The sequence below is a fragment of the Vibrio tubiashii genome (assembly GCF_028551255.1).
Classification (GTDB): domain Bacteria; phylum Pseudomonadota; class Gammaproteobacteria; order Enterobacterales; family Vibrionaceae; genus Vibrio; species Vibrio tubiashii_B.
This window is the reverse complement of sequence record NZ_CP117029.1, coordinates 316,873-336,456: the sequence shown is the minus strand read 5'-3', so window position 1 is coordinate 336,456 and position 19,584 is coordinate 316,873. Positions and strand designations below refer to the sequence as shown.

The 19,584-nt window shown below is 45.1% G+C and carries 22 protein-coding genes, 1 tRNA gene and 1 rRNA gene; 14 read left to right on the top strand and 10 right to left on the bottom strand.

Translation table 11 applies throughout. The features are described 5' to 3' along the window. Position 1 precedes the first annotated feature (1 nt). From ibaG to mlaF, 6 genes are read right to left on the bottom strand one after another with little or no spacing between them, the layout of a single operon-like run. Positions 2-256: a BolA family iron metabolism protein IbaG gene (gene ibaG / locus LYZ37_RS01590; protein ID WP_004748587.1), complete on the bottom strand. Its 255-nt coding sequence runs from the start codon at positions 254-256 to the stop codon at positions 2-4. After that, complete coding sequence (locus LYZ37_RS01585) at positions 249-578, bottom strand: STAS domain-containing protein (RefSeq protein WP_004748588.1); 330 nt, start codon at positions 576-578, stop codon at positions 249-251. The genes ibaG and LYZ37_RS01585 overlap by 8 nt, the downstream gene beginning before the upstream one ends. Then, complete coding sequence (gene mlaC, locus LYZ37_RS01580) at positions 575-1,216, bottom strand: phospholipid-binding protein MlaC (protein ID WP_272786205.1); 642 nt, start codon at positions 1,214-1,216, stop codon at positions 575-577. The genes LYZ37_RS01585 and mlaC overlap by 4 nt, the downstream gene beginning before the upstream one ends. Before the next feature lie 10 nt (positions 1,217-1,226). Beyond that, the gene (gene mlaD, locus LYZ37_RS01575) at positions 1,227-1,703 is read right to left on the bottom strand and encodes an outer membrane lipid asymmetry maintenance protein MlaD (protein WP_004748590.1); all 477 of its coding nucleotides are present in this window, start codon (positions 1,701-1,703) and stop codon (positions 1,227-1,229) included. A gap of 20 nt (positions 1,704-1,723) precedes the next feature. Beyond that, positions 1,724-2,509 carry a lipid asymmetry maintenance ABC transporter permease subunit MlaE gene (mlaE, locus tag LYZ37_RS01570; protein WP_272786204.1) on the bottom strand — a complete coding sequence of 262 codons (786 nt, stop codon included), beginning with the start codon at positions 2,507-2,509 and terminating at the stop codon, positions 1,724-1,726. Further along, a complete protein-coding gene (gene mlaF / locus LYZ37_RS01565; protein WP_171326073.1) occupies positions 2,509-3,306 on the bottom strand; it encodes a phospholipid ABC transporter ATP-binding protein MlaF in 798 nt (265 codons plus the stop codon). The genes mlaE and mlaF overlap by 1 nt, the downstream gene beginning before the upstream one ends. A gap of 243 nt (positions 3,307-3,549) precedes the next feature. On the opposite strand from mlaF, the gene LYZ37_RS01560 reads away from it, so the two are divergent. From LYZ37_RS01560 to mgtE, 12 genes are all read left to right on the top strand, one after another. Then, on the top strand, positions 3,550-4,515 hold the full coding sequence (locus tag LYZ37_RS01560; RefSeq protein ID WP_272786203.1) for a calcium/sodium antiporter: 966 nt from the start codon (positions 3,550-3,552) through the stop codon (positions 4,513-4,515). Between the two features lie 18 nt (positions 4,516-4,533). Then, complete coding sequence (locus tag LYZ37_RS01555; RefSeq protein WP_272786202.1) at positions 4,534-5,499, top strand: KpsF/GutQ family sugar-phosphate isomerase; 966 nt, start codon at positions 4,534-4,536, stop codon at positions 5,497-5,499. Further along, positions 5,499-6,056, top strand: a complete 558-nt coding sequence (gene kdsC / locus LYZ37_RS01550) for a 3-deoxy-manno-octulosonate-8-phosphatase KdsC (protein ID WP_272786201.1) — start codon at positions 5,499-5,501, stop codon at positions 6,054-6,056. Before LYZ37_RS01555 ends, kdsC begins: the two co-directional genes overlap by 1 nt. Continuing rightward, positions 6,053-6,616, top strand: a complete 564-nt coding sequence (gene lptC, locus LYZ37_RS01545) for an LPS export ABC transporter periplasmic protein LptC (RefSeq protein ID WP_171382702.1) — start codon at positions 6,053-6,055, stop codon at positions 6,614-6,616. Before kdsC ends, lptC begins: the two co-directional genes overlap by 4 nt. After that, entirely contained in the window at positions 6,597-7,094 is a 498-nt protein-coding gene (lptA, locus tag LYZ37_RS01540) for a lipopolysaccharide transport periplasmic protein LptA (protein ID WP_171382701.1), read from the top strand. Before lptC ends, lptA begins: the two co-directional genes overlap by 20 nt. A gap of 2 nt (positions 7,095-7,096) precedes the next feature. Beyond that, positions 7,097-7,822 carry an LPS export ABC transporter ATP-binding protein gene (gene lptB / locus LYZ37_RS01535; RefSeq protein WP_004748600.1) on the top strand — a complete coding sequence of 242 codons (726 nt, stop codon included), beginning with the start codon at positions 7,097-7,099 and terminating at the stop codon, positions 7,820-7,822. A gap of 50 nt (positions 7,823-7,872) precedes the next feature. Then, positions 7,873-9,339 (top strand): RNA polymerase factor sigma-54, encoded by a 1,467-nt coding sequence (locus LYZ37_RS01530; protein ID WP_171326062.1) that lies wholly within the window; start codon positions 7,873-7,875, stop codon positions 9,337-9,339. A gap of 24 nt (positions 9,340-9,363) precedes the next feature. Next, a complete protein-coding gene (gene hpf, locus LYZ37_RS01525) occupies positions 9,364-9,651 on the top strand; it encodes a ribosome hibernation promoting factor (protein WP_069667687.1) in 288 nt (95 codons plus the stop codon). Between the two features lie 4 nt (positions 9,652-9,655). After that, complete coding sequence (gene ptsN / locus LYZ37_RS01520) at positions 9,656-10,102, top strand: PTS IIA-like nitrogen regulatory protein PtsN (RefSeq protein WP_171326059.1); 447 nt, start codon at positions 9,656-9,658, stop codon at positions 10,100-10,102. Next, entirely contained in the window at positions 10,102-10,965 is an 864-nt protein-coding gene (gene rapZ / locus LYZ37_RS01515; RefSeq protein ID WP_272786200.1) for an RNase adapter RapZ, read from the top strand. Before ptsN ends, rapZ begins: the two co-directional genes overlap by 1 nt. Before the next feature lie 3 nt (positions 10,966-10,968). Beyond that, complete coding sequence (locus LYZ37_RS01510; RefSeq protein ID WP_004409805.1) at positions 10,969-11,247, top strand: HPr family phosphocarrier protein; 279 nt, start codon at positions 10,969-10,971, stop codon at positions 11,245-11,247. Between the two features lie 112 nt (positions 11,248-11,359). After that, entirely contained in the window at positions 11,360-12,715 is a 1,356-nt protein-coding gene (gene mgtE / locus LYZ37_RS01505; RefSeq protein WP_004748609.1) for a magnesium transporter, read from the top strand. A 63-nt stretch (positions 12,716-12,778) separates the two neighbouring features. Here the strand turns inward: mgtE and metH are convergent, their stop codons facing one another. Continuing rightward, entirely contained in the window at positions 12,779-16,456 is a 3,678-nt protein-coding gene (gene metH, locus LYZ37_RS01500; protein ID WP_272786199.1) for a methionine synthase, read from the bottom strand. Positions 16,457-16,625: 169 nt separating this feature from the next. On the opposite strand from metH, the gene LYZ37_RS01495 reads away from it, so the two are divergent. Then, positions 16,626-17,933: a cation:proton antiporter gene (locus tag LYZ37_RS01495; RefSeq protein WP_272786198.1), complete on the top strand. Its 1,308-nt coding sequence runs from the start codon at positions 16,626-16,628 to the stop codon at positions 17,931-17,933. Between the two features lie 85 nt (positions 17,934-18,018). Here LYZ37_RS01495 and LYZ37_RS01490 read toward each other — a convergent pair whose 3' ends face one another. Beyond that, the gene (locus tag LYZ37_RS01490; protein WP_272786197.1) at positions 18,019-18,696 is read right to left on the bottom strand and encodes a DedA family protein; all 678 of its coding nucleotides are present in this window, start codon (positions 18,694-18,696) and stop codon (positions 18,019-18,021) included. A 62-nt stretch (positions 18,697-18,758) separates the two neighbouring features. Here LYZ37_RS01490 and LYZ37_RS01485 point away from each other — a divergent pair, with 62 nt between their 5' ends. Beyond that, a complete protein-coding gene (locus tag LYZ37_RS01485; protein ID WP_272786196.1) occupies positions 18,759-19,067 on the top strand; it encodes a hypothetical protein in 309 nt (102 codons plus the stop codon). A 168-nt stretch (positions 19,068-19,235) separates the two neighbouring features. Here LYZ37_RS01485 and LYZ37_RS01480 read toward each other — a convergent pair. Next, a tRNA-Asp gene (locus LYZ37_RS01480) sits at positions 19,236-19,312 on the bottom strand. A 69-nt stretch (positions 19,313-19,381) separates the two neighbouring features. After that, a 5S ribosomal RNA gene (rrf, locus tag LYZ37_RS01475) occupies positions 19,382-19,497 on the bottom strand. Between the last annotated feature and the right edge of the window lie 87 nt (positions 19,498-19,584).

Below are 19,584 nucleotides of genomic sequence, written 5' to 3'. Positions count from 1 at the left end.
CTTACAGTGACATCAACTTCTTATCACGAGCCCACTCTTCAGGAGTGTATGCCTTGATAGAGACAGCGTGGATGTCATTTCTTTGGATGTATTCCATCAGTGGTGCATAAATTAGCTGTTGTTTTTTAACGCGACTCATTCCATCGAAACAAGCATCAACAGCAACTACTTCATAATGACTGCCTTCGCCTTTCACGTGCAGTTCTTCTAATTTAAGTGCTTCGTTTAAAATCTGTTGTACTTTTGCGCTATCCACAATTCACCCCTGTAGTATTCTTTAAATGCCCTGCAATGAGTTCATCGACATTGCTCAACTGAAATAATGTGCGCAGTTGTTCCGGCACGAAACTGAGCATTATATGACAGTTTTGTTTTTTTGCATTCTCAATTAGATGAATTAGCATCACCATTCCAGCAGAGTCTATTCGTGTTACGGCTTCTAACGAAACTTCAACCTGCTCACTAGCTAGCTGCGATGTTTGAATAGACTGCCATAACTTAGGCACAGTATCTCGATTAAGATCACCTGTTAGTAAGTACTGACCATCATTATCTTGCTGCCATTTGGGTTCCATCATTGAGCTTTACTCTCAAGACGAATCGGTTGCTTGGCAAGCTCTTCGAGCTCTTGAGCGACCGACACAATACCTTCTTGGCGAAGCTGAGTGCTCCACTCAGACTGCTTGCTAGACAGAAGGCTGATTCCTTCCGCAATCATGTCAAATGCTTGCCATTCGCCGCTCTTCTTGTCACGGCGCAGCTTAAATTCCAACTTAATATTTGGTCGCGGCGTATCGACGATGTCGACCTTAATGCTAGTAATGCTCTTTTTAGGGTCAAGCTTTGGCTCTGGACCAAACTCGATTGTCTGGTCAGTATACTGAGTCAATACTTGCGCATAAGAGCTGACTAAATAGGCGCGAAATGCAACGATAAACTGACCTACATCCTCGCGCTTGGCCCCTTTTAAGTTCGGCCCAAGCAATTTCAAAGCCGCATACTTTTCGTTGACGTAAGGCATTAGTTCTTCATCAACAATCACTTTTAGATGATTAGGATCTTGCTGCACCTGATCTTGCTCTGCTTTCAAACGAGCAAAAGCGTGCTCTGATACCTGCTTCATCATTTGATAGGGTTGGGTCTTATCAATTGGCTGTGCAGAAACATTAAACGCCAAAAGCATAGAAAACAGAGTAAGTACTAACTTTTTCAACATCATTCTCTCCTTACTCTTCAGAGCCACCAACGCTATACAAGACCTGACCAATCAAATCTTCTAGCACCAAAGCAGATTTGGTATCTTCAATATAGTCGCCTTCCACCAGCATCTGCTCATCTTCAAATACAAAACCCGGTGTTAAACCAATGTATTGCTCGCCAATTAAACCTGACGTTAAAATTTTCACGCTCGACGTTTCCGGAAACTGGTTGTAGGTGCTGCTGATTGCCATGGAAACCACAGGCAGTAAAGACTCACTATTGAGACCAATACTGGTCACGCGTCCAACAACCACTCCGCCTACTTTAACTGGGGAACGTACTTTTAAGCTGCCGATGTTATCGAACTCAGCCTTGAGAGTATAAGTATCGTTGGAGCCGAGCCCCTTTACGTCAGCAACTTGAAAAATCATCACCAGAATTGCGCAAATTCCAGCGAGAACGAAGCTACCAACCCATAATTCTATCTTTCGAGTTTGTTGCATGATTAGTTCCCAAACATCATTTAATTACCAAACATCAAGGCAGTTAGTACGAAGTCTAGACCAAGTACAGCCAAAGAAGAGTGGACAACGGTGCGAGTCGTCGCGCGACTGATCCCTTCCGAAGTGGGAATCGCATCGTATCCATTAAAAAGTGCTATCCAAGTAACAGTTATCGCGAACACTAAGCTCTTAATCATACTGTTACCAATATCTTGTCCGAGTTCGACGGAAGCTTGCATTGCCGACCAGAAGCTACCGTGGTCAATCCCTTTCCAATCAACCCCGACCAGCTGACCACCCCAGATACCGACAGCCATAAAAATCATCGCTAACAGTGGCATAGAGATAACCCCAGCCCAGAACCGTGGCGCGATGACTCGTTTAAGAGGATCAACCGCCATCATTTCCATGCTCGACAGCTGCTCAGTCGCTTTCATCAGACCAATTTCAGCCGTTAATGCAGAGCCTGCACGCCCAGCAAACAATAGTGCAGTTACCACTGGGCCTAGCTCTCGAAGCAAAGAGAGCGCAACCATTTGGCCTAAAGCGCCTTCAGCGCCAAAGTCGACCAAGATGACATAACCTTGCAGACTCAACACCATACCGATGAAAAGACCAGACAAAACAATAATAATCAGGGACTGAACACCCACACTGTAGAGCTGCTTAACCAGTAGAGGTAAGTTCTTGATTGGCTGAGGTCGACTCGCCAATGCGCCAAACAGCATCAAGCTTGCTCTACCAAATGCTTCACACACCGACATAGTACGGCGGCCAATCGAAGCTACAAAATTCGCTAGGCCCATTATAAGAACAGCTCCTTAGCTAATGGTTGAGACGGGAAGCGAAATGGTACTGGACCATCAGCATCTCCTTTAAGAAACTGCTGTACTTGTGGATCCATATTGTCTCGCAACTCTTGTGGTGTTCCGCTCGCAATCACTTTACCGTTGGCCAAGATATACACCCAGTCCGCAATACTCATCACTTCGGGAACATCATGCGACACGACGATAGAGGTAACACCTAACGCCTGATTTAAGTTACGAATCAGCTCCACCAGCACGCCCATCGTTATCGGGTCTTGGCCAACGAAAGGTTCATCATACATAATCAGTTCTGGGTCGAGTGCGATCGCACGAGCTAACGCCGCACGTCTTGCCATTCCACCAGAGAGTTCGCTTGGCATTAGCTGAGCCGCGCCGCGTAAACCTACCGCTTCTAACTTAAGTAGAACTAAAGTGCGAATAATCGACTCGTCTAACTCGGTATGTTCGCGCAATGGAAAGGCAACATTGTCAAACACTGACAAGTCGGTAAACAAGGCACCAGATTGGAACAGCATGCTCATTTTCTTACGCTCTTGATAGAGCTTGCGTCGGCCTAAAGTGGGGATATTGTTACCATCAAACCAAATATCGCCACTTTCAGGGTAGATTTGGCCGCCGATAAGACGCAACAAGGTTGTTTTACCAATCCCTGATGGACCCATGATCGCAGTCACTTTACCTTTAGGTACACGTAGACTGACGTTATCAAAAATCTTGCGCTCGCCACGAGAAAACGTTAGCTGCTTAACGGTAACTAGGTCTTCAGATTCCATGCTGGACTCATATTTGTTCCTTTAAGAATGGGCAATCATAAGCACATTCAAATCGAATTTAAAGCACCGTTCAATTAAATGTGAGTTATTCGAATTATCACTCTAACGCCCGCCTACTCTACCTTATCCGTCATTACTACGTATTTGGTTAACAATTAATTGAATGATCTGCTTTTCTTTTTACCCCCAAACCGTCAAAATTAACGGTTAAATTCTCTCGTTGTATATTGATTAGGAATCATCATGCTTGAAGCCGTTGTGTTTCTCATTATTGGATTGGTATTTTTGGTTTGGAGTGCCGACAAACTGGTATTTGGTGCTGCAGCCCTGGCTCGTAACGTAGGTATTTCTCCTCTTGTTATCGGTATGACCATCCTTGCTATGGGCTCTTCAGCGCCTGAAATGATGGTTTCTGCCACCGCTGCTCTCGACGGTAAAACCGATACAGCAGTGGGTAACGTCTTAGGCTCAAACATTGCCAACATTGCGTTAATCTTAGGTATCACCGCACTAATCAAGCCACTCTCAATCAGTTCAGGCGTTCTACGCCGTGAATTACCTTTGATGATTGGGGTAACGCTTTTAGCAGGTGTTCTATTGTGGGATAGCCACTTAGGCTTCTATGAAGGTGTATTGCTGTTTGCTCTTTTTGGCGCTTTCATCCTCACTATGCTGCGCATCAGCCGCAACGAGAAAAAGAACGGCGATGCATTCATTGAAGAGCAAGAATCCGAAGTTCCGGAAGGCGTAAGTAACGGCAAAGCGGCGATGTGGGTAGTGATCGGCCTGATTGTTTTGCCTCTGGCTGCTGATGTACTAGTCGACAATGCGGTAATTATTGCTCAGCACTTCGGCATGAGCGACCTAGTGATTGGTTTGACGATCATTGCGGTTGGTACTAGTTTGCCTGAACTAGCAGCCTCTCTTGCTGGCGTAATGAAAGGTGAAGATGACATGGCAGTCGGTAACATCATCGGCTCAAACGTATTCAATATTCTCGCAGTTATGGGCATCCCTGGCATTCTAAACCCTTCAATTTTGAGTGAGTATGCGATGGGACGTGATTTTTGGGTCATGCTTGGCGTATCACTATTACTTGTTGCAATGGCGCTAGGTAAGTCTCGTAGCATTAACCGTTTTGAAGGCGCAGCGCTATTTTGCTGCTTTATTGGCTACCAAGCCTACTTAATTATGAACATGACCGCCTAACCCCTGTTGGAGTTCTGTATGTTTGACTATCGCTCTGCGGCACTAGAAGTATTAAAAACTGAGATCGCAGCACTAGAACAGCTCGACCAATACCTAAACCAAGACTTTATCAAAGCGTGTGAGCTTATCCTTGCTAATAAAGATGGCAAGGTCGTAGTCATGGGGATGGGTAAATCAGGTCATATCGGCAATAAAATTGCGGCAACACTTGCCAGTACAGGTACCTCGTCCTTTTTTGTTCATCCAGGCGAGGCGGCTCATGGCGATCTAGGCATGATTGAACCTGGCGATATTGTGCTAGCGATTTCCAACTCGGGTGAATCTGGAGAAATCCTTGGGCTTTTCCCAGTATTAAAACGCCTCAATATTAAAATCATCAGTATGACTGGCAAGCCCAAGTCGAACATGGCAAAACTAGCAGATATTCATCTGCAAATCACAGTGCCAAAAGAGGCTTGTCCAATCCAACTTGCGCCAACATCGAGCACAACAGCCACTCTTGTAATGGGTGATGCGTTGGCAATGGCACTGATGCAGGCGCGCGGTTTCACAGCTGAAGATTTTGCCCTATCACATCCAGGCGGTGCGTTGGGAAGAAAGCTGCTGCTTAAGCTATCTGATATCATGCACGTAGGTGAAGCCTTACCACTCGTCACTCCGAGCACTGTTGTTCGTGATGCGCTGCTCGAAATCAGCCAAAAAGGGCTGGGTATGACGGCTGTTGTCGATGACCACCAGCAACTGGTTGGCATTTTTACCGATGGTGATTTGCGCAGAATATTAGATAAGCGCATTGATATTCACACTGCGCTTATCGGTGAAGTGATGACAGTAAACCCAACGGTTGCTGCGCCTAATATGCTCGCGGCTGAGGGACTAAACTTAATGCAAGATAAAAGCATTAATGGCCTTATCCTATGTGACGATGGCAAAGTGGTTGGCGCGCTCAACATGCACGATTTATTAAAAGCTGGAGTGATGTAATGTCGAAAATGATTGAAACTTTATATCAACCAGTGGAACAATCCATTCTAGATATTGCCAAAGACATTAAGCTGTTGATCTGTGATGTCGATGGCGTCTTCTCTGACGGCCTGATTTACATGGGCAACAATGGTGAAGAACTGAAAACATTTCATACCCGTGATGGCTATGGCGTAAAATCGCTAATGAATGCGGGGATTGAAATCGCCATTATTACTGGTCGACGCTCTCAGATCGTCGAAAACCGTATGAAGGCATTAGGTATAAACCTGATTTACCAAGGCCAAGATGACAAAATCAAAGCCTATCAGGATATTTGTACCAAGCTCGACATTGCACCTGAACAAACTGGCTATATTGGTGATGACCTAATTGATTGGCCAGTGATGGAGCAAGTTGCTTTAAAAGTATGTGTGGCTGATGGACACCCACTACTGGTACGTCGAGCAAACTACGTGACCTCTATTCGAGGTGGACATGGAGCAGTAAGAGAAGTCTGCGACCTAATTCTACAAGCACGAAACGAACTCGATGTTCATAAAGGTCTAAGTATATGAGTCTATCTCGTATTGGATATCTCATCCTGACTTTCATAATATGCTGGTCTGCTTACTATCTTTTCGATAAGCAGCAGGGTTATGATATTCAGGTAGAACCAGATACAGAGCTCCCGATGTTCAGTGGTGAAGGTCTAGTCAATACCTCATACAATGAGGAAGGCATTCGCAGCTACGTAATCACATCGGTAAATCTTGACCACTTCGCAAGAAGTGGCGATACCATTTTTTATCAGCCAGTCCTTAAAGTTTATAAGGAAGGCACCACTCAAGAGTGGGAAGTGACAGCAGTCCGCGGTGTTTTAAGCCAAGATCATGTTTTGACGCTCTATGAAGATGTTTTAGCGACAAACTTACTACCTGATTCAGGCTTTGACACCCTGTCTACCGATGTTATGAATATCCAGTTAGACAGCAGAGACTTTTGGGCAGACAACCAAGTAATCATGGTTGGGCCTCAATTTGAAACAGTAGGGCAAGCGATGACGGGGAATTTCGCCGATAATCACGCTACCCTCTACAATCACGTACAAAGTAGATATGAAACTCTCACACCTTAGTCTGATTTCTTGTTTATTACTGTCTAGCCAAGCGATGGCTTTGTCGACCGACCAAGACCAACCGGTTTATATCGACTCAGATAGCCAACAGCTAGATATGCAGAGCAATAAAGTTACTTTCCTTGGTGACGTAAAACTCAAACAAGGCAGTATCAATATCAATGCTGACAAAGTTATTGTTATCCGTGATCCCAAAGATGGTTCAATCCAAGAGATTGAAGGGTACGGAGACCTAGCAACGTTTTCTCAGTTAACGGATGATGGAAAAACGCTTTACGGTGAAGCAAAAGAGCTTTACTACGTTATGGTTGATGACCAATTGACCATGATCGATGAAGCCATGCTTTCACAAGATGACAGCGTGATTCGCGGTACGAAAATTCGCTACAAAATTTCATCTCAAAAGCTGATTGCTGACGGTAAACAGAAAGGCGATCGCGTCTCTACCGTACTTCAGCCACAAGCAGTACAAGAATAATTATGGCAATACTTAAAGCTGAACACTTAGCCAAAACTTACGGCAACCGTACCGTTGTTACCGATGTAAGTTTGCAAGTGGAATCGGGGCAGATTGTTGGCCTTTTAGGCCCAAACGGTGCAGGTAAAACGACCTCGTTTTATATGATTGTCGGCCTAGTGGCTCGTGACCAAGGTGCGATTACTATCGACGGCGAAGACATCAGTATCCTGCCGATGCATAGCCGCTCACGTATGGGTATTGGCTATCTTCCTCAGGAAGCTTCTATCTTCCGTAAATTGTCAGTTGAAGACAACATTATGGCGGTTTTGGAAACTCGTGAAGAGATGACTCGCGAAGAGCGCCAAGACAAGCTAGAAGATTTGTTAGAAGAATTCCACATTCAGCACATACGCCACAGCGCGGGTATGGCATTATCAGGGGGTGAGCGTCGCCGTGTAGAAATTGCACGCGCCCTAGCAGCCAACCCTCAATTCATTCTGTTGGATGAGCCGTTTGCAGGTGTTGACCCGATCTCTGTTATCGACATTAAAAAGATCATTGAACATTTAAGAGATCGTGGACTAGGTGTACTGATTACTGACCACAACGTTCGTGAAACACTGGATGTATGTGAAAAAGCTTACATTGTAAGCCAAGGCCACCTCATCGCAGAAGGTACACCAGATCAAGTGCTAAACAACGAGCAAGTGAAACAAGTTTATCTCGGCGAACAATTCCGTCTATGATTAAAGGGAAGAACGGTAAGATTCTCCAGCATTAAGGCAAGTAATACTGAATGAAACCCTCATTACAACTCAAGCTAGGACAGCAGTTAGCGATGACACCTCAATTGCAGCAAGCGATTCGTTTGTTGCAGCTGTCGACGCTAGATCTTCAACAAGAGATTCAAGAAGCTTTGGATTCAAACCCTCTACTAGAGGTTGAAGAAACCAGTGATGAGCCGTCTGCTGAAGAAACAAGCCGCAATGAAGAGAAAGAGCCCACCGTTGAGCTGGCAGAAACAGCAGAACCTGATGTTAAAGACAGCTCAGAGCTGATTGAAAAGTCTGAAATCAGTAACGACCTCGAAATTGATACCACTTGGGAAGATGTCTACAGTGCTAACACAGGCAGTACCGGTATTGCTCTTGATGATGACGCCCCTGTTTACCAAGGTGAAACCACTCAGTCTTTGCAAGACTACCTGATCTGGCAATTAGACCTTACGCCATTTAGTGAAACAGACCGTACTATCGCCTTAGCACTGATCGATGCCATTGATGACTATGGTTACTTAACGGTGTCAACTGAGGACATCCTTGAAAGTTTCAATAACGAAGAGATTGAGATCGAAGAGATTGAAGCGGTACGTAAACGTATCCAACAATTTGATCCACTCGGCGTTGCCTCTAATAATCTCCAAGACTGTTTGTTACTTCAGTTAGCTACCTTCCCAGAAGATACACCTTGGCTAACAGAAGCTAAGTTAGTACTTACCAACCATATTGATCAGTTAGGTAATCGTGATTACAAACTGGTCATAAAAGAGACTAAGCTAAAAGAAGCAGAGCTACGTGAAGTGCTCAAGCTAATTCAACAGCTTGACCCAAGACCGGGAAGTCGCATTGCCCCTGACCATGCTGAATATGTCATTCCAGATGTGTCCGTATTTAAGGACCATGGAAAATGGGTGGTTACCATCAACCCAGATTCAGTACCAAGATTGAAGGTCAACCAGCAATATGCCGCGCTGGGTAAAGGTAATAATGCGGATAGCCAGTACATTCGCAGTAATCTGCAAGAAGCAAAATGGCTAATTAAAAGCTTAGAAAGTAGAAATGAGACGTTACTCAAAGTTGCTAAGTGTATTGTTGAACATCAACGCGATTTCTTTGAGTATGGTGAAGAAGCCATGAAACCAATGGTGCTTAATGATGTTGCGTTAGCTGTCGACATGCATGAGTCCACCATTTCTAGGGTGACAACGCAGAAGTATATGCATACCCCTCGTGGCATTTTTGAACTGAAGTACTTCTTTTCAAGCCATGTCAGCACCGACAATGGCGGAGAGTGCTCATCAACTGCAATCCGCGCACTGATTAAAAAACTCGTCGCTGCAGAGAACAGTGCGAAACCACTCAGTGACAGTAAGATTGCAGCTCTACTCGCTGACCAAGGGATTCAGGTCGCTCGTAGGACGATAGCGAAATACCGAGAGTCTTTAGGAATAGCCCCTTCAAGTCAGCGCAAACGCCTGCTTTAGGCCTACAACCGAGAAGGAAAGTCTATGCAAATCAATATTAATGGCCACCACGTTGATCTAACCGATTCAATGCAAGACTACGTAAACGAAAAGTTTCAGAAGCTCGAACGCTTTTTTGACCATATCAACAGTATTCATGTGGTATTAAAAGTTGAAAAACTCCGTCAAATCGCGGAAGCTACCCTTCACGTAAATCAAGCTGAAATCCATGCCTCTTCAGAAGATGAAAACATGTATGCAGCGATCGATTCGCTCGTCGACAAACTTGTTCGACAGCTTAACAAGCACAAAGAAAAGCTAAACGCCCACTAAAACCATGCAACTAAGCGAAATCCTTACATTGAACTGCACCAAAAGTGCAGTTCAATGTACTAGTAAAAAACGAGCCCTTGAAATGATCAGTGAACTTGTTGCTGAACAAACGGGGCAAAACTCAACCGAACTTTTTGAATGTATGCTCAGTCGCGAGAAAATGGGCAGTACTGGCATTGGAAATGGAATAGCCATTCCCCATGCTCGTATGCAATCAAGCGATAAAGCTGTGGCGGTATTGCTACAGTGTGAATCGCCTGTTGAGTTTGACGCTATTGACAATCGCCCTGTCGACCTACTTTTTGCTCTACTCGTGCCAGATGCACAATGTAAAGAGCACCTAAAAACACTTTCGAGTATGGCGGAACGTCTAAACGACAAACAGATCCTCAAACAACTGCGTAAAGCTCAATCAGACCAAGAGCTCTACGACATCATGGTTAATCAATAATGCGCCTTATCGTTGTTAGCGGTCAGTCCGGTGCAGGTAAAAGCGTTGCGTTACGCGTACTGGAGGACTTAGGTTACTACTGCGTAGATAACCTGCCAGTCGACCTGCTTGAAGTCTTTGTTCAATCGGTACAGACCAGCAAACAGAATGTCGCCGTTAGCATCGATATCCGTAACCTACCGACTGAACCAAACTTAGTCGAAGACGTGTTAACTAAGCTTAAGAAAAGCTCTGACGTCAGCGTGCTATTTTTGGATGCCAACAAAGAGACGCTATTAAAGCGCTATAGCGAGACTCGTCGTATTCATCCTTTGTCACTCAGTATTGAAAACACCTCGTTAGAGCAGGCGATTGAGAAAGAACGCTGTATCCTCTCTCCTCTCAAAGAGCATGCTGACTTAGTGATCGACAGTAGTAATCAATCTCTGCATGAACTGAGTGAAACAGTACGTATGCGCGTTGAAGGGCGAGAACGCAAAGATCTTGTGATGGTCTTTCAGTCCTTTGGTTTCAAGTATGGTCTGCCAAGCGATGCAGACTACGTGTTTGATGTGCGCTTCTTACCTAACCCGCACTGGGAACCGGATTTAAGGCCATTAACTGGCTTAGATGCGCCAATCAAATCCTTCTTGGAAGGTCATCATGAAGTAATGGAACTCAAGCAACAGATTCAAAAGTTCATTGAACACTGGCTGCCAATGCTTGAGAAAAACAATCGTAGCTATCTCACCGTTGCGATTGGTTGTACTGGCGGCAAGCATCGCTCCGTCTACCTGACTCAGCAAATTGGCGAATACTTTGCACAGATGGGGCATCAAGTTCAGATTCGTCACGCTTCACTAGAGAAAAACCACAAGGAATAGTTTATGCAGCAGCAAAGCCGTACTGTCTTAATCCAAAATCGTTTAGGTCTTCACGCTCGTGCTGCTGTAAAACTAGTCGAACTGGCTCAATCCTTTGATGCCATTCTCACCATTCAAAATCATGAAGGCAAAGAAGCGACAGCTGACAGCGTGATGGGGCTGCTAATGCTCGAATCAGCGCAAGGCGAACATGTCACTATCAGCGCTGAAGGTAGCGATGCGCATCCTGCACTTGAAGCCGTTTGTCATCTTATTGAAGACAAGTTTGACGAAGACGAGTAATTCGCCGACCAATTAGCACTAAATAACCCTCCTTCACAATAACTTATTAAATACATTCTAAAATTAAGTTACTATTCACAGCATTGTAAGCATAGAGAGTCAGGGGGAATGAATGGCAGAGCAAATAGAATTCGATCAAGCTCACCAAGCCCTCCAAGAAGTTACCGAAGCTCTAGAAAATGGTCGTTTTGTCCATGTCCGTCGCCAACTTCAGGACATGGAACCAGAAGATATTGCCCATCTCTTAGAAGCCTCTCCACGTAAAAGTCGTGAAGTCCTTTGGCAACTCACCGATCCGGAAGATTACGGTGAAATTCTTGATGAATTAAACGAAGACGTTAAAGATGATCTGGTGTCTAAGATGGCGCCGGAGATGCTTGCTGAAGCCACTGAAGGTATGGAAACGGATGACGTTGCTTACGTACTCCGAAGCCTTCCTGATGACGTATCTCGCGAAGTCTTGTCCCAAATGGATGCTGCTGAGCGTCTATTGGTTGAAACGGCCCTTTCATATCCGGAAGACACTGCTGGTAGTTTGATGAACACCGACGTTATCACTATTCGTGGTGATGTCGATGTCGATGTTGTGCTTCGTTATTTGCGTATGAAAGGAGAGCTTCCAGAAGCCACCGATGCTTTATACGTGATTGACGAAGAGAGCCGTTTGATTGGTGAACTTCCGATCACAACCCTTCTAACCACTCAGCCTGACGTTAAGATCAGCGATGTCATGGAGGATGCCGATGAAGCTATCGATGTCACCATGAGCGACTCTGACATTGCTAGCCTATTCGAACGTCGTAACTGGGTCTCGGCGCCTGTTATCGATGAGAACCAACACTTGGTCGGTCGTATCACTATCGATGACGTGGTCGATGTTATCCGTGAAGACGCTGAGCACTCCATGATGAGTATGGCGGGTATGGATGATGACGAAGATACTTTCGCCCCTGTAGTAAAATCAGCGCGTAAACGCAGTATATGGCTAGGTGCTAACGTTCTCGCCGCCCTTGCTGCCGCATCCGTCTCAAACATGTTTGAAGCAACGCTTGACCAAATGGCGGCAATTGCTGTCTTGATGACCATAGTCCCTTCTATGGGCGGTGTGGCGGGTAACCAAACTGTTGCTCTTGTAATCCGTGGTTTAGCTCTTGGTCATATCGGTGATGCCAACAAACGTGAACTGCTGATGAAAGAGGCTGCAATCGGCCTGCTCAATGGCATCATGTGGGCATTGATTATTGGCGGTATCGTTGTCGCTTGGAAAGGAAATTGGATGTTAGGTGGCATTATTTCCGCCGCAATGCTGACCAATTTACTGGTCGCTGGTGTGGCTGGGGTAACCATCCCTATTCTGCTCAAGAAGATGAACATCGACCCTGCACTGGCAGGAGGCATGGCGCTCACAACTGTGACCGATGTTATCGGCCTTTCAGTCTTCCTTGGCTTAGCAACCATCATGATTTAATCATAACTCTCAGAGACTAAAAAGCGCAGCTTATAAGCTGCGCTTTTTGTTGCTAATCTAGAACTAGTTAAGGTTTGGCCCTAACCATTTCTCTGCTTCAAGCATATCCCAACCTTTGCGATCCGCGTAGCTTTGCGCTTGATCCTGTTGGATCTGAGCGATCGCGAAATAGCGGGAGTCTGGGTGAGAGAAATACCAACCAGAAACAGACGCGCCTGGCCACATCGCATAACTTGTCGTCAGTGACATATCGATGGTCTCTTCAACTTTAAGCAACTCCCATAGAGAGCCTTTCTCAGTATGTTCCGGACAAGCTGGGTAACCCGGAGCAGGACGAATCCCCTGATATTTCTCACGGATCAACTCATCATTCGATAAGTTCTCATCGGCAGAATAGCCCCAGATGTCTTTACGTACCTGTTCATGTAAGTACTCGGCAAACGCTTCAGCTAAGCGATCGGCCACCGCCTGAATCATAATAGCGTTATAGTCGTCACCAGCCGCTTTATATTGGTCAGCAAGTTCGCGCTCACCAATACCGCCAGTCACCGCAAACGCACCAATCCAGTCCTTCTTACCTGACTCTTTAGGAGCAATATAATCTGATAAACAGTAGTTAAAGCCTTTTGGCTTCTCTGTTTGCTGACGCAGGTTATACAACACTTTGGCCACTTCAGTGCGTGACTCATCGGTGTACACTTCAATATCATCACCAACACTTGCAGCAGGGAACAGCGCACACATACCGCGAGCTTTAAGTAGCCCTTCTTTCTCTACTCGGTCTAGCAGATCATTGGCATCTTTAAACAGGCGCTTCGCCTCTTCGCCGACTTCTTCATGGTCTAAGATCGCTGGGTACTTACCGACAAGCGACCAAGTCATAAAGAAAGGCGTCCAGTCAATGTAGTTGCGCAGTGTGGCAACATCAAAATCATCGAACACATGAACACCCGGCTTAGCAGGCTCTGGAGGTGTATAGCTCTCCCAATCAATCGCCACTTTGTTAGCACGCGCTTGTTCAAGAGTCACAGGCTTAGTTCTTGGCTTCTTACGATTGTGTTGGTCACGAACACGGACGTAGTCAGCATCTAACTTCTCGACGAAAGCAGGACGCAGCTCATCTGACAGTAGTGAAGTACACACACCTACTGCTCTCGAAGCATTGTTTACATACACCACGGGATGTTTGTAGTTTTGCTCAATCTTAACCGCAGTGTGGGCTTTCGATGTCGTCGCGCCACCAATAAGCAGTGGCAAGTCAAAGTCGAGACGCTCCATCTCTTTTGCCACATGAACCATTTCATCCAATGAAGGAGTAATCAGGCCGGACAGACCAATAATATCGACATTCTCTTCTTTGGCGACTTTGAGGATCTGCTCACACGGCACCATTACACCAAGATCGATGATCTCGTAGTTATTACACTGTAGAACAACGCCAACAATGTTCTTACCAATATCATGAACATCACCTTTTACTGTCGCTAGCAGAATCTTACCGTTCGACGAACCCGCTTGCTTAGAGGCATTAATAAAAGGTTCTAAATGAGCAACCGCCTGCTTCATCACGCGAGCTGACTTAACCACCTGAGGTAAGAACATCTTACCTTCGCCAAATAGGTCACCAACCACGTTCATGCCGTCCATAAGTGGACCTTCAATCACTTCTAACGGCTTGCTAGCATTAACTCGCGCCTCTTCGGTATCCTCGACAATAAACTCGGTGATACCTTTAACTAGCGCATGCTCTAAACGCTTCTCAACTGACCAAGTACGCCATTCAAGCGCCGAGGCATCTTCTTCTTTTCCGACGCCTTTACCTGCATATTCAGCAGCAATATCGAGCAGTCGCTCTGTACCATCATCACGTCGGTTTAAAACCACATCTTCTACCGCTTCACGCAACTTATCGGGTACGTTGTCGTAAATCTCAAGCTGACCAGCATTTACGATTCCCATATCCATACCGTTTTTAAAACAGTGATAAAGGAATACGGCGTGAATCGCTTCACGTACATAGTTGTTGCCGCGGAATGAGAAAGAGACGTTAGATACGCCACCAGAGATCATCGCGTAAGGCAGGTCGCGCTTGATATCCGCAACCGCTTCAATAAAGTCTACTGCATAGTTGTTATGTTCTTCGATACCGGTAGCAACAGCAAATATGTTCGGGTCGAAGATGATATCTTCAGGTGGGAAGCCAATTTCATCAACCAAGATATTGTAGGCATTAGTACAGATTTCAAGTTTGCGTTCACGCGTTTCTGCCTGTCCAACTTCATCAAACGCCATCACGATAACAGCCGCACCGTAGCGACGAATCAGCTTAGCTTGCTCAACAAACTTCTCTTTACCTTCCTTGAGTGAGATAGAGTTAACAATGCCTTTACCCTGAATACACTTCAAGCCAGCTTCGATAACCTCCCACTTAGAGGAGTCGACCATGATAGGCACTTTGGAAATTTCTGGCTCAGAGGCACACAGGTTGAGGAAACGCACCATACATGCTTCTGCATCAAGCATGCCTTCATCCATGTTGATATCGATGATTTGCGCACCATTCTCGACTTGCTGGCGTGCAACCTCTAACGCCTCATCATAAAGCTCTTCTTTGATCAGACGTTTAAAGCGCGCAGAACCGGTTACGTTAGTCCGTTCACCAACGTTAACAAACAGGGTTTCTTTTTCGATTGTCAGTGGCTCAAGACCAGATAGACGACAAGCCGTGATTAATTCTGGTAATGCGCGCGGTTTTACTCCCTCTACCGCGATAGCCATTTGGCGGATATGCTCTGGAGTCGTACCACAACAACCGCCAATCAGGTTTAAGAAACCACTTTCCGCCCACTCTTTAACATGCACCGCCATATCTTCAGGTGATAAATCATACTCACCAAAGGCGTTAGGTAACCCCGCATTAGGGTGAGTAGAAACAAATGTCTCTGAGATACGTGAGAGCTCTTCCACATACGGACGTAGCTCATCAGGACCAAGCGCACAGTTCAAACCAAATGAGATTGGATTGACGTGACGAAGGGAGTTGTAGAAAGCTTCGGTTGTTTGACCGGAAAGCGTTCGACCTGAAGCATCGGTAATGGTGCCCGATATCATCACTGGCAGTTTAAGCCCCAACTCTTCAAACACAGTTTCAACTGCAAAGGCACACGCTTTAGCGTTCAAGGTATCGAAGATGGTCTCGATCAGAATTAAATCTGAGCCACCTTTAATCAGAGCGCGCGTCGACTCTGAATACGCTTCGACAAGCTCATCAAAGCTAACGTTTCGATAACCGGGATCGTTTACATCGGGTGAAATAGAACATGTGCGGTTAGTTGGGCCCAATACACCTGCAACGTAACGAGGTTTTTGTGGCGTTTTTGCCGTCCACTCATCAGCCGCTTCACGTGCGAGTTTGGCTGCAGCGAAGTTGATCTCTTCGCTTAGGCTTTCCATTTCATAGTCAGCCATTGCAATAGTGGTTGCGTTGAAGGTGTTGGTTTCGAGGATATCTGCACCTGCTTCTAGATAAGCAGAATGGATATCTTTAATAAGTTGAGGCTGAGAAAGAACAAGTAAGTCATTGTTGCCTTTTAAATCGCAATGCCAGTCAGCAAAGCGCTCACCTCGATAGTCTTGCTCTTCTAGTTTGTAATCTTGAATCATGGTGCCCATACCACCATCAATCAGCAAGATACGTTGTTTTAATTGAGCTTCAATCTGTTGCCTTACATTACTTCCCACGGTACAGCCTCATTCCTTTAGTTATCACTCCATCCTATCACACATTAAAAAGGAGTCTAGACGTCTAAAAGAGTTAATTGATGACTTAGTTATGACAAAAAAATGTTTGCTATTTGTACATAGTAGGCAGAAAATTCCCATTCACAATTTGTTACATGTCGAGATTATAATGTCGGTCTATTACACGCTCTGTTTCCTATCAGCTGCCGCTATGTTGATTGCGTTTGTAAACAGCAAGATAGGTAAAATGCAAACCACCATCGCGATTACTGCAGGCTCGATGATGCTGTCGCTGTTGATTCTTGTAGCAGGTCAAAACGATTGGTTTCATTTAACAGAAATCGCTTCAAACACAGTGGCGAGCATTAACTTTGAAGATTTCCTACTAAAAGGGATATTGGGTTTTCTTCTTTTTGCCGGTGGCCTTGGTATCAAATTACCCAACCTCAAAGATCAAAAATGGGAAATCACTGCCTTAGCTCTGGGCGCGACTCTATTCTCGACTTTCTTTATTGGCTTTGTCCTTTATGGTTTCTGTCAGTTTATCGGCATACAGTTCGACCTAGTCTATTGCTTACTGTTTGGTGCGCTTATCTCACCAACCGATCCAATTGCTGTATTGGCCATAGTTAAAAAACTCGACGCTCCTAAACGAATCTCAACTCAAATCGAAGGCGAATCTCTATTTAACGATGGCTTTGGTCTCGTTATCTTTGTCACCATCTTTACCATCGCCTTTGGCACCGAAGCACCTACCGTTGGCAGTGTTACCATGCTGTTTATCCAAGAAGCTCTGGGCGGCATCTTATATGGTTTTGCTTTAGGGTTACTGTTCCACTATTTAATCAGTGCTACCGACGATCACTCGATGGAGCTCCTACTGACCATAGGTATACCGACAGCAGGCTATGCCTTCGCCGAAGTTCTGCATGTTTCTGGACCATTAGCGATGGTCGTATCTGGCATTATGATTGGTAACTGGACCAGATTTATTGGTTTCTCCAAAGAGAGTGAAGATCACCTCGATCACTTCTGGGAACTCGTTGACGAATTCCTTAATGGAGTTCTATTCCTGCTGATTGGTATGTCGATGCTGTTGTTTGAATTCCATAAAGAAGACTGGATTCTAATGGCTTTCTCAGTACCTCTAGTCTTGTCAGCTCGCTACCTAAGTGTTTTCTTGTCATACATTGGCTTTAAGCGTTTTCGAAAATATAACCCTTGGTCGGTCAAGATTCTTACTTGGGGTGGGTTAAGAGGCGGATTGGCATTAGCCATGGCACTGTCAATTCCGTCTGGTATCTGGGTTATTCAAGATAAACTGATCGATGTAAAAGAGATTGTCCTAGTCATGACCTACTCGGTAGTGGTGTTCTCAATCTTAATTCAAGGCTCGACCATTACGCCAATGATTGAAAAGGCTAAGCTTGCCCAAAAAGAGATGGATTCTGAAAATAGAGAAGCAGAGCAAGAATAGGGTTTGGAAACATCTATACCGCAAAGGCAGCTAACTAAGCTGCCTTTTTAGTATCTAAAGCTTTTGGATCATAGGTAACCTAAAGCTATTTTTGAGCATTTTCCGTGACAGGTTTCATCATCGATTTACGCAGCTTGATGACAATAATGCTTGAAAGTGCAGCGCATAAAGTAATGACTGGCGCTGCCATAAGCCCCGCTGTGATGTATTTACTTATAGATTCAGGAAGCGATGGTAGCAACATACCGAAAGAACAGAGAAGTAGCGTCCATAAGATCGCACTAAGCCAAGAGAAATAATGAAACTTCACCACAGTTCTGGCCCTCATCCCCATCATTAATGGCAGTAAAGAGCGTACAACTGGGATAAATCGAGCACTAAACAGAGCCACTAAACCATGTTTACCTAAAAGCGTATCAACCTGATCTAAGCGATTCTGTGGTACTGCTTTTACCCACCCTTGAACTTTAGGTAGTCGATTTAGCCAAGCCCCTTGTAAATAAGCAGTCCAACTACCAAGAGCAGCACAAATACAAATCAACAGCAATATCGCTATCGGATTCAAAACTCCAACTGCAGCAAGTGTCCCTGAAAGAACCACTACACTATCACATGGAAAAGGAGCGGCAGGAATAAAGCCACTTTCAAGGAAGATCAAGGCTCCGACAACGCAATAAATCATCAGTGCACTTTCAGAATTCTGCAGGATTGAAAAATCCTGATTCCACAAGGCAATCAAGACCGAAAGAATCGCATCTAACATACCGTTTCCTCAGTTAGATATAAGTAACTTCTTTTTGTATCTCTCATAGACATTGACTGCAAATGCGATGTTTAATCGTCAAGATTAGAGAGCTGGAAAACTGGAAAACTGGAAAACTGGAAAACTGGAAAACTGGAAAACTGGAAAACTGGAAAACTGGAAAACTGGAAAACTGGAAAACTGGAAAACTGGAAAACTGGAAAACTGGAAAACTGGAAAACTGGGAAAACTGGAAAACTGGAAAACTGGAAAACTGGAAAACTGGAAAACTGGAAAACTGGAAAACTGGAAAACTGGAAAACTGGTTGATTGTGTCTTCTAGGAGACAAGCCCTGTCAACACCTACAAAATCATCGGCTCTACCAACTTAATATCAACAGTTACCTCTCGTAGGGCGAAGCCTGTTCTCGCATCTATAGCGAAGCGTTCCCGAGGACGCAGTCCGTTCCATCTCTCCCATAAACGCAAGAAGCCCGTTGCGTCAGCAACGGGCTTCTAAAACGACAAAACCCAGTCAAGCGACTGGGTTTTTAAATAAGTGGCGGAGCGGACGGGACTCGAACCCGCGACCCCCGGCGTGACAGGCCGGTATTCTAACCAACTGAACTACCGCTCCGCACTGGTTAGACTCTAAAGTCTAAGTTTTTGCCTTTAGATTTTTCTAAAATCTAAAAACTAAATGTAAGCCTGGCGATGTCCTACTCTCACATGGGGAAGCCCCACACTACCATCGGCGCTAATTCGTTTCACTTCTGAGTTCGGCATGGAATCAGGTGGGTCCAAATCGCTATGGTCGCCAAGCAAATTCTTTAATTCGGAAAGCTGTTATTGTGTTCTCTACACATTCAATTCTGTTCTTGCTTTGAGTCCATCAAAACCCTTTGGGTG

Coding starts and splice junctions, on each gene's coding strand:
- LYZ37_RS01495 (WP_272786198.1), top strand. CDS start 16,626: ATGTCGGTCTATTACACGCTCTGTTTCCTATCAGCTGCCGCTATGTTG.
- hpf (WP_069667687.1), top strand. CDS start 9,364: ATGCAAATCAATATTAATGGCCACCACGTTGATCTAACCGATTCAATG.
- LYZ37_RS01530 (WP_171326062.1), top strand. CDS start 7,873: ATGAAACCCTCATTACAACTCAAGCTAGGACAGCAGTTAGCGATGACA.
- mlaD (WP_004748590.1), bottom strand. CDS start 1,703: ATGCAACAAACTCGAAAGATAGAATTATGGGTTGGTAGCTTCGTTCTC.
- LYZ37_RS01585 (WP_004748588.1), bottom strand. CDS start 578: ATGATGGAACCCAAATGGCAGCAAGATAATGATGGTCAGTACTTACTA.
- ptsN (WP_171326059.1), top strand. CDS start 9,656: ATGCAACTAAGCGAAATCCTTACATTGAACTGCACCAAAAGTGCAGTT.
- mlaE (WP_272786204.1), bottom strand. CDS start 2,509: ATGGGCCTAGCGAATTTTGTAGCTTCGATTGGCCGCCGTACTATGTCG.
- lptA (WP_171382701.1), top strand. CDS start 6,597: ATGAAACTCTCACACCTTAGTCTGATTTCTTGTTTATTACTGTCTAGC.
- LYZ37_RS01485 (WP_272786196.1), top strand. CDS start 18,759: ATGCGATGTTTAATCGTCAAGATTAGAGAGCTGGAAAACTGGAAAACT.
- LYZ37_RS01510 (WP_004409805.1), top strand. CDS start 10,969: ATGCAGCAGCAAAGCCGTACTGTCTTAATCCAAAATCGTTTAGGTCTT.
- lptC (WP_171382702.1), top strand. CDS start 6,053: ATGAGTCTATCTCGTATTGGATATCTCATCCTGACTTTCATAATATGC.
- mlaC (WP_272786205.1), bottom strand. CDS start 1,216: ATGTTGAAAAAGTTAGTACTTACTCTGTTTTCTATGCTTTTGGCGTTT.
- kdsC (WP_272786201.1), top strand. CDS start 5,499: ATGTCGAAAATGATTGAAACTTTATATCAACCAGTGGAACAATCCATT.
- mlaF (WP_171326073.1), bottom strand. CDS start 3,306: ATGGAATCTGAAGACCTAGTTACCGTTAAGCAGCTAACGTTTTCTCGT.
- rapZ (WP_272786200.1), top strand. CDS start 10,102: ATGCGCCTTATCGTTGTTAGCGGTCAGTCCGGTGCAGGTAAAAGCGTT.
- LYZ37_RS01490 (WP_272786197.1), bottom strand. CDS start 18,696: ATGTTAGATGCGATTCTTTCGGTCTTGATTGCCTTGTGGAATCAGGAT.
- LYZ37_RS01555 (WP_272786202.1), top strand. CDS start 4,534: ATGTTTGACTATCGCTCTGCGGCACTAGAAGTATTAAAAACTGAGATC.
- mgtE (WP_004748609.1), top strand. CDS start 11,360: ATGGCAGAGCAAATAGAATTCGATCAAGCTCACCAAGCCCTCCAAGAA.
- LYZ37_RS01560 (WP_272786203.1), top strand. CDS start 3,550: ATGCTTGAAGCCGTTGTGTTTCTCATTATTGGATTGGTATTTTTGGTT.
- lptB (WP_004748600.1), top strand. CDS start 7,097: ATGGCAATACTTAAAGCTGAACACTTAGCCAAAACTTACGGCAACCGT.